Raw genomic sequence first — 6,405 nt, forward strand, 5'->3', positions numbered from 1 at the left:
CTCTCGAGAGAACTGCGTGGCTCAGCTTCCCGCCTCTGGCGGTGAAGCGCAACGTCGCCGCGCGGGCGCGGGTACCATCTGCGGCATGGCTAGGAGTTACCGATTCACGAGTGAACTCTGGGAGTGGGCGTCACGGGACAACTGGTTCTTCGTATCGCTCTCCGCCGAGGCATCAGAAGAGATCATCGAACTGCCCTTTCCTCCGCGTGGATTCGGCTCGGTTCCGGTGCGAGCGACTATCGGCTCGACGACATGGAATACGTCGATCTTTCCGGGCAACGATGGTCGCTATACGCTGCCGGTGAAGAAGGCGGTTCGAACGGCTGAGAGCATCGAGAAAGGCGATCGGGTGGACGTCGAGGTCGAGCTGATTGACCAGATGAGTCTTGATTGAAGTCACTTCGCAATGTATTCTGAATATGTTCAACGAACATGTTCAGGAAAATCATGAATGCTCGAGCCGACGGTCGCGAAGGTCGGTTGCGCGCGGTGAAGGAGGCCGCGTGGATACTGTTCTCCGAGACCGGTTATGCGTCGACGACGATCAGGCAGATCGCCGCGAAGGCCAAGGTTTCCACGGGCACCGTGATGAGTTTCGGCGGCAAAGAGACATTGCTCCTCGCTCAGTTCGAGGATGGAATAGCCGAGCACCTCGTTGCGCCGGTCTTCACGACGGAGTCGGCGGCTGATGCGGTGTGGCGCTTCTTCGAGCCGTACTTCGAGTTCTATGCCGAGCGCCCGGAACTCTCGCGTTCATACGGACGGGTACTGCTCTCCCCGGCCGGCGCGCAGCATCCCGCACTCGGTGCCCAGGCGAGGGAGTTCAACTCGCTGGTCGCGAGCGAGATCGGGCGTCGGTATCCCCGCGCGCGGGAAGCGGATGCGGCGGCGGCGGCAACGGCGCTGTTCGCCATCTATATCCACGCCCTCGTCCTCTGGGTGAGCGAAGCGGCGACGCTGGCCCAGGCAACGGCGGTGTTTCGGCACCAGGTGGCCTGGCAACTCGCGCGATTTGAGATCTGAAACCTCTTCGTCAATGCGACCGGGATGCTGCTGATGTGTAGTGCGGTCACCCTATTCAGCTTCGTCCTCTGATCGGGCCGAAGCCGAGCTGGGCGTCAGCCCTGAAGAAGAGTGCGCGCTTCGATTCATGGCTCGACCTTGCTCGTACCGCCGACACTGTCGAGGGCTACATCGCATCGGCGGTCGGCTCCGAATACCCTTACGAAACGAACAGGATGGCTGGACATGGCGAAACACGGAACGAGTGCGACGGTGGACGGGGTTGCGATTGCGCCACTCGAGGCAACCTGGGATATCTCGGTACCCATCGATCCGACCCGGTTCTATCCGAAGTTCGGTCCGCTTCCGGCCGTCATCGAGGTGCGCGACCAAACAGGCGGTTGGAATGCTGCAGGCCAGACGCGAAAGCTGATGCTCTCCGACGGGGGCAGCGTCATCGAGCACACCGTCACCATGGAGCGTCTCAGCCTCTTCGTCTATGAACTGTCGGACTTCCAGAAGCTCTTCGGCAAGCTGGTGTCTGGTGCACGAGCCGAATGGGAGTACCTGGCGGTCACCGGCGGCACCCGCATCCGCTGGACCTATACGTTCTTCCCGTTTCCCCGGGCGGGCTGGATCGTCGCTGCCATCGTGCGCCTGTTCTGGGCTCCATACATGAAGCGCGTGCTGCCTGGCATCATTCGCGAGGTCGAGCGGCTGGCCAAGGAACGACCGCCACGGGCCTGAGACGCGGTCTCGAGCATGGAGACCTTCTCACGCTGCGATTTCGATCATCGCCATTCATTCGGTGTTCCGGGCGACGGATCGTAGGTAGCCAGGCTCAGATTGTGAGACCGGTCAATAATTGGGCGGTGAGGTGATGATCAACGACCAGCACCCGCAGCGGAATTCGGGAGGGCTCACCTCGGGCTGCCAGACGATCGAAGCAGGCTTGCACGGCGTATTCGCCACGCGTCGGCACCGATCCGAGCGTTACCTGATGTCCGTCGATGTCGGCAATGATCGCGGCGGCCGTGCTCGAGGAATCCGCAGTCGGTGGTACCGCGAAGACCTCGCGGCCTGCGTCGAGAGCTGCTTTCGCCGTGGCCAGCTGCGCTTGGTATTCCGAGGCGTCCAGGAGGTGCATGGTGAGAGCTGCTGACACTGGGATGAGATCTGAGGCGTAACCCGAGAGCGGATCCGCAGGTCTCGGCAGCGAGTGTGCGAAGGCAGCATCCGCTCGCCTGTCGAAAACGATTTTCGCTGCACCTCCGCCAAGCAGCGCTATGGCAATTGCGGCGAAGGCCACGATGAGTGGCACCGCCGGCGTGACCCCGAACGCGGGTGACAGCAGAAGGAGCACGCCGAGCAGAATCCCTGCTACGACGGCAACCCACGAAGTCACGGAACGCGTCATAACAACTATTCTGCTATTTCGCCGCGGTGATGAACCCGTTCTTCTGCATGAAGTCATAAGCGACGTCAGCCGGTTCTTCTCCGCCGTCGTCCACGCGTAGGTTCAGCTTGCGCAGCGTGGTCTCGGTGATCTTGAGCGAGACCTTGGCGAAGATTCCTGCCAGGGCCGGATACTTCGCCAGCGTCTTGCTGTTGACGACGGCCGCGACGTTGTACGCGGGGAAGAAAGCTTTGTCGTCTTTCAAGACGGTCAGGCCCAGCTTGTCGATACGGCCGTCGGTCGTGAACACCTCGCCGAAGTTACAGGTACCGCGATCGGTCGCGGTGTAGACGGCTCCGGTGTCGAAGATCTTGACGTGTGAGTTGGGTACGCTGTCGGATTTGCCGCGGGTGAGTCCGTACGCCTTGAGCATCGGGTTCATCCCGTCGGCGCGGGAGTTGAACTCTGACTCGACGCAGAAGGTGCGCTGGGCAACAGGGAGATCGGCGATCTGGGAGAGTGAGGAGATGTTGCCGAGCTTCTTGGTCGCCTCGTCGCGCACAGCGAGGGCGTAGGTGTTGTTCAGGGGGGCCGGCTGCAGCCAGGTGAGGCCGTTGGCGGCATCCGCTTTCTTCACGGCCTGGTACTGCTTCTGCTTGTCGGGGATGCCTTTGCTCTGGCCGAGGTAGGCGAGCCATGCAGTGCCGGTGTACTCCCAGGTCATGTCTGCCGTGCCGGAGAGCATGAGCTCCCGAGCCGGCACGCTTCCTGGCACGTTGGTCATATCGTTCACCGTGAAACCGGCGGCCTTCGCCGCGATCACCGCGATCTTGCCCAGGATGAGCTGCTCGGTGAAGTTTTTCGAGGTGATGGTCAGCGAGGCTCCCTCGGGAAGGTCGAGCCGCTTGATGGAGCCCGGTTGCGCGTCGGGCACATAGGCGGTGGCTGGCTGAAGGCCGCAGCCGGTGAGGGCGATGAGGCCGACACCGATCATTGCCACGGAACTGATGATTCGGGAACGGATCGTGGTCATGACGTCACAGCCCTTTCGGCCGAGCGAGCTGTTCGACCACTCGTCCCAACCAGTCGATGGTGAGAGCCAGCAGCGCGATCAGCAGCGCCCCCGACACCAGCACGCTGTAGAGATACAGGCTGACCCCGGTGGTGATCAGGATGCCGAGCCCTCCGCCGTTGACGAACGCCGCGAGGGTGCCGGTGCCGACGAGCAACACAAGTGCGGTGCGGATGCCCGCGAGCATCACGGGAACGGCGAGGGGAAGCTCCACGCGGAACAGAACGGCCATCGCGCTCATGCCCATGCCCCGGCCGGCCTCGACGAGTCGTTCATCTACGCCTTGCACGCCGATCATGGTGTTGCGCAGCACCGGGAGCGCGGCGTAAAGCACCAGCGCGACGATCGAGGCCCAGTAGCCGGAGGTGATCAACATGGCGAGCAGCACGACGAGGCCGATGGCGGGAGCCGCCTGCCCGAAGTTCGCGATGGCGAGGATCGGCGCGCCGCCAGCGCGAAAGCCTTTACGGGTGAGCAGGACACCGAGCGGTATGGCGACGACGAGCACGATCACGGCCGAGACGAAGGTCAGCGACAGGTGCTGCAGGGTAGAGGCCCAGAGCGCCCCCGGCGCGAGTGTGGTGCGTTCGGTGGGACTCAGCGGGGCGACGGTCAGCCACAGCACGAAGCCGAGCAGCACGACGAGGATCGCGGCCGGCTGGATGATGAGCCCCCTCCACGAGGAGGCGCCGCCCGCCGATTGGGCGCGGACTTCGATGCTCGACGCGTTACTCATCCACGACCGCCGTCGCCTGCGGGGCGTCCACCGTCGGGATCTCACCGGAGTTCGTGCCGGTGGGCGCGTTGGCGGACCGGGCCGCGGCTGCGCGGGCGGAGGTAATGGCATCCATCACCGTTTCGACGTCGATGACGCCGAGGAAGCGGTCACGCTTGCCGGTGACCAGCGCGGCACCGGCGCTCGAGACGAGCATGGTGTCGAGCGCGTCGTTGAGGGTCGCGCGGCTTCCGACGATCGGTAGGCCCACCTCCGGGGTCGATCCGATGGTGTCGAGGCGCCCGAGTTGGCGTCGTGAGAGCCACTGGATCGGTCGCTCGCGTTCGTCGACGATCACGACGTGGTTGTGCCCGGCCTCGACGACCATGGCAAGAACCGCGGATGCGGTATCTCCTGGATGGGCGATCACGGCCTCCGCGAGGCCAACATCGTTCACGCGGCGCAGGGTCAGTTGCTTGAGTCCGGCGCCTGAGCCGATGAAGTTCTCGACAAACTCGTTCGCCGGCTCGGCGAGGATGCGCTCCGGGGTGTCGTACTGCACGATGTGTGCGCCGTCGGAGAAGACGACGATCCAGTCGCCGAGTTTCACCGCCTCGTCGAAGTCGTGGGTGACGATGACTATGGTCTTCTGCAACTCCTCCTGGATGCGGATGAGCTCGTCTTGCAGGCGCTGCCTGGTGATCGGGTCCACGGCGCCGAATGGCTCGTCCATGAGCAGCACGGGCGGGTCGGCAGCAAGGGCGCGGGCGACGCCGACGCGCTGCTGCTGGCCGCCGGAGAGCTCTTTCGGAAAGCGGTCACGGTATTCGGCAGGATCGAGAGAGACCAGTTCCAGCAGCTCGTCGACCCGCCTGGCGATGCGATCCTTGCCCCAGCCGAGCATCTTCGGCACGATAGCGATGTTGGCAGCAACGGTCATGTGTGGGAACAGGCCGCCCGCCTGGATCACGTAGCCGATGCGGCGGCGCAGGTCGTCGCCGTCGATTCCGGTCACATCCTCGTCGCCGAGCACAATGCGGCCGTCTGTCGGTTCGATCAGGCGATTGATCATCTTGAGAGTGGTGGTCTTGCCGCAGCCGGATGGGCCGACGAGCATGACGATCTTGCCCGCGGGGATCTCCAGCGTGATGCCGTCGACTGCCGGGGACTTCTGCCCCGGGTACTGCTTGGTGACCTTCTCGAGCAGGATCGACTTGCCGCTGACCGCGCTGTCGGCGGTCGGAGACTCGATGGTGGTGGTTTCAGACACGGATACCCCTTGGTGTGGTCAGTCGGCCCATGCCGATGAGTACGAGATCGAGAATGAGGGCCAGGATGACGACGCCGATCACGCCGGTGAGCACGGATTCGAGCGAGTTGGCCCCGCCAAGTCGGGAGAGGCCGGAGAAGATGAATCCGCCGAGACCTGGGCCGAGGACGTAGGCAGCAACGGCCGCGATCCCCATGACCATCTGCGCTGAGACGCGCACGCCACCGAGAATGACGGGCCAGGCCAGCGGAAGCTCGACCTGCAGGAAGGTCCGCAGGCGGCTCATGCCGATGCCTCTGGCGGATTCGACAACCCCGGGATCGACGCCGTTCAGGCCGACGACGGTGTTGCGCAGAATCGGCAGCGCCGCGAAGAAGGTGACAACGGCCACTGCCGGTGGCACCCCGAATCCGAGGGGCGCGATCATCAGACCGACCAGTGCGAATGCCGGGATGGTCAGGCCGATCGCCGAGAGGCTGTTGGCCACCGAGCTCAGTATTCGATTGCGGTACACCAGTGCGGCGATCACGACGGCGATGGCCGTCGCGAGCACCAGGCACTGCGCGACGAGACTCACGTGTTGCCAGGACGAGAACACGATCTGATCGAGGTGAGTTCTCAGGTATTCCCACATGCGGCATCACCTCCAGGCGTTGGGTCGGGCTGGTGACCCTCGTTCGAGGACCAGGCGCAAACCGTCAACGATAGTCAGCCCCCAGCAGAAAGCGAATTTGACTTAGAGATTGCGTCAATAGGTCACGGTTTGCGGGTGGGTCGTCCGATCCAGCGGTAGCGGGTCCATCCTTCTCGGATGAGTCTGCGGTCGATGATGTTGGCGTTGGCGAGGGCGATGAAGGCGTCGATCACGACGGTGCGACGTTCGGTGCAGATGGCGAGTTTCTTGAACCCGCGGTTGTGCCAGGAGTTCGTGCGTTCGACCGGCCACCTGC

8 protein-coding genes and 1 pseudogene are annotated in these 6,405 nt (G+C 63.7%); 3 read left to right on the plus strand and 6 right to left on the minus strand.

The window, feature by feature from the left end:
* The first annotated feature begins 85 nt into the window (after positions 1 to 85).
* The 3 genes from ABIB56_RS13030 (at position 86) to ABIB56_RS13040 (ending at position 1,749) form a co-directional block, all read left to right on the plus strand.
* Entirely contained in the window at positions 86 to 394 is a 309-nt protein-coding gene (locus ABIB56_RS13030) for a DUF1905 domain-containing protein (RefSeq protein ID WP_354569646.1), read from the plus strand.
* Positions 395 to 447: 53 nt separating this feature from the next.
* Positions 448 to 1,023, plus strand: a complete 576-nt coding sequence (locus ABIB56_RS13035; RefSeq protein WP_354569647.1) for a TetR/AcrR family transcriptional regulator — start codon at positions 448 to 450, stop codon at positions 1,021 to 1,023.
* A 225-nt stretch (positions 1,024 to 1,248) separates the two neighbouring features.
* Complete coding sequence (locus ABIB56_RS13040; protein WP_354569648.1) at positions 1,249 to 1,749, plus strand: SRPBCC family protein; 501 nt, start codon at positions 1,249 to 1,251, stop codon at positions 1,747 to 1,749.
* A gap of 94 nt (positions 1,750 to 1,843) precedes the next feature.
* On the opposite strand, the gene ABIB56_RS13045 is transcribed toward ABIB56_RS13040, so the two are convergent.
* From ABIB56_RS13045 to ABIB56_RS13070, 6 genes and pseudogenes are all read right to left on the minus strand, one after another.
* Positions 1,844 to 2,419: a hypothetical protein gene (locus ABIB56_RS13045; protein ID WP_354569649.1), complete on the minus strand. Its 576-nt coding sequence runs from the start codon at positions 2,417 to 2,419 to the stop codon at positions 1,844 to 1,846.
* A gap of 13 nt (positions 2,420 to 2,432) precedes the next feature.
* Positions 2,433 to 3,431 (minus strand): glycine betaine ABC transporter substrate-binding protein, encoded by a 999-nt coding sequence (locus tag ABIB56_RS13050; RefSeq protein WP_354569650.1) that lies wholly within the window; start codon positions 3,429 to 3,431, stop codon positions 2,433 to 2,435.
* A gap of 4 nt (positions 3,432 to 3,435) precedes the next feature.
* Positions 3,436 to 4,206 carry an ABC transporter permease gene (locus tag ABIB56_RS13055; protein ID WP_354569651.1) on the minus strand — a complete coding sequence of 257 codons (771 nt, stop codon included), beginning with the start codon at positions 4,204 to 4,206 and terminating at the stop codon, positions 3,436 to 3,438.
* Positions 4,199 to 5,455, minus strand: coding sequence for an ATP-binding cassette domain-containing protein (locus tag ABIB56_RS13060; RefSeq protein WP_354569652.1), 1,257 nt, complete (start codon positions 5,453 to 5,455; stop codon positions 4,199 to 4,201). Before ABIB56_RS13060 ends, ABIB56_RS13055 begins: the two co-directional genes overlap by 8 nt.
* A complete protein-coding gene (locus tag ABIB56_RS13065; RefSeq protein WP_354569653.1) occupies positions 5,448 to 6,089 on the minus strand; it encodes an ABC transporter permease in 642 nt (213 codons plus the stop codon). The genes ABIB56_RS13060 and ABIB56_RS13065 overlap by 8 nt, the downstream gene beginning before the upstream one ends.
* 122 nt (positions 6,090 to 6,211) lie before the next feature.
* Positions 6,212 to 6,405 (minus strand): annotated as a pseudogene (locus ABIB56_RS13070) (IS5/IS1182 family transposase); the annotation flags it as partial.

This window comes from Glaciihabitans sp. UYNi722 (genome assembly GCF_040549465.1).
In the GTDB taxonomy this organism is placed as follows: Bacteria; Actinomycetota; Actinomycetes; order Actinomycetales; family Microbacteriaceae; genus Lacisediminihabitans.

Excerpts from the sequence above, each read along its gene's own strand:
- ABIB56_RS13030 (WP_354569646.1), top strand. The coding sequence starts at position 86 with ATGGCTAGGAGTTACCGATTCACGAGTGAACTCTGGGAGTGGGCGTCA.
- ABIB56_RS13035 (WP_354569647.1), top strand. The coding sequence starts at position 448 with ATGAATGCTCGAGCCGACGGTCGCGAAGGTCGGTTGCGCGCGGTGAAG.
- ABIB56_RS13040 (WP_354569648.1), top strand. The coding sequence starts at position 1,249 with ATGGCGAAACACGGAACGAGTGCGACGGTGGACGGGGTTGCGATTGCG.
- ABIB56_RS13045 (WP_354569649.1), bottom strand. The coding sequence starts at position 2,419 with ATGACGCGTTCCGTGACTTCGTGGGTTGCCGTCGTAGCAGGGATTCTG.
- ABIB56_RS13050 (WP_354569650.1), bottom strand. The coding sequence starts at position 3,431 with ATGACCACGATCCGTTCCCGAATCATCAGTTCCGTGGCAATGATCGGT.
- ABIB56_RS13055 (WP_354569651.1), bottom strand. The coding sequence starts at position 4,206 with ATGAGTAACGCGTCGAGCATCGAAGTCCGCGCCCAATCGGCGGGCGGC.
- ABIB56_RS13065 (WP_354569653.1), bottom strand. The coding sequence starts at position 6,089 with ATGTGGGAATACCTGAGAACTCACCTCGATCAGATCGTGTTCTCGTCC.